The sequence below is a fragment of the Spiroplasma endosymbiont of Lariophagus distinguendus genome, assembly GCF_023846195.1.
Lineage (GTDB): Bacteria > Bacillota_I > Bacilli_A > Mycoplasmatales > VBWQ01 > Spiroplasma_E.
In genome coordinates, this window is sequence record NZ_JALMUW010000106.1 from 1 (window position 1) to 1,830 (window position 1,830).

Genomic DNA, 1,830 nt, shown 5'->3' on the forward strand with positions numbered 1-1,830 from the left:
GGCTTATATTCAATGTACTTTTAGTTCATTAAATGATAAATTAGCACATAGTGGATTAGCAATTAATCAATATGTGCAATTAGGTGCACCTGCTGACCCAGTTGCATTACCAGCATTAGATGAAAATAATAATATTATTTTAGATTCAAATTATTTAACTCCATTACCAGTAACACATTGTCAAATATCTTTTTATGGTTCAGTAAAACCTATTTCAATAGCATTATGAGGTAGAGATATTGATAATAATCCTGAAAATACTAAAAAACATAAATATCGACAATATCCAAGTAAATTATTATTTCCATGACAATATCAATGTTCAACTTATGACCCAGTAAGTTTTCAAGCATTACCAGAAACTAACTATGTTTTAACTGTTCAAGGACAATCAACTATGGATGGTTATACAGAATGAAGAAAAGAAGTACTACCATTATATGATGATGGTGCAACTCAACATTATGAAGGTCATTTACTTACTAATTTAGAAAAAAGTAAAAATACTAATAAAGTTGATGTATCAAATAGATTAGTAAATTATTGAGATAATAATTTTTTAAATGGTGCAGAAATTGAAGATTATAATTATGCAACTGCTGGTAATCCATATTTTCAATATTATAATAAAAACAATAAAAAATTTATTGGTAATACTCATTATAATATGAATAATAATAAATTTAAGCAGTTAAATACTATAAATGCTTTACATTATTTTATTTATAATCCTATTAGTGAAATACCTTTAACAATAAGAGAAACTATTAAAATTAATCTTAATACTATACCTATATTTGGTTCATTTATGAATGCTTTTGTTGGTGGATTAGATATTGGAGCAAAGTTAAGTAGTAATTTGTTAATTCCACAATTTAATTACATAAATGGTTTAATATCTGCTGAATTATATACTTTTTATACAAAATTATTATATTCAACACCACCTAGTGGTAATCCTATACCACTTGATATGTTTCGAAATGATACACCAGATTCAATTCAAGCAGGCTTAGGTTCAGCAAGTCATATGACATCATTTACATTTAATTTAACTGATAAATTATCAATGGCAAGGTTTGATATTAATAATCAATCATTTAATGATAATACTGTACAAGAAACAGTAAATTTAGGCCAGTTAGCTATTAAAAATAAAGATTTAGTTAATTTATTAGCAAAAGATGATATTGATACATCATTATTACAAGCACCAGATTTTACTAATACTAATATAGTAAAATGAGCAATTGATATGATTGATATTAAAGTTGTAGGTAAAAGTAATTTTAAAATAACATTTTATAGTATGCCTGATAATAGAAGTGGTGCTGTTAATGATAATTTTAGTATTTGAAGTGGTACTTATCAAACAGTTGGTAAAGCAAGTAATAATAGCAGATTAATTCAAAATACATTTATTTTAGCCAATAATACTTTTAAATTTGACCAACCATTTAATTATCCTCAAGCAATACAACCACCTCCAATAATAGAGAGAGCGCATCCTATATTTATTGATTTAAGCAATCAAAGTCAATATGGAATTAATAATAATATTTCTGAACCATTATCAAATAAAGATGTACATTACTATAGAATGAAACCAAATTGAAGAGAAAATCAAGAAACCGGTAAATTTTTAAACTATATACATATTAATGTTAAAGATTATGGATATGAAAATATTGATAAATTTAAAGATGATTATGAAAGTATGACATTTAATTTTAATTTTAATATGAATGCAATATATTCAAATAAATATTTAGGGTTAAATTATACTAATTCTAAAAACTGATTTACACCTATTAATATTAAATTAAGTGA

The 1,830-nt window shown here is 24.3% G+C and carries 1 protein-coding gene; it reads left to right on the forward strand.

Features of this window, described 5'->3' with window-relative positions:
• Positions 1-1,830, forward strand: a 1,830-nt coding sequence (locus M0D11_RS05810; protein WP_252320944.1) for a hypothetical protein, incomplete at both ends; no start/stop codon positions are given.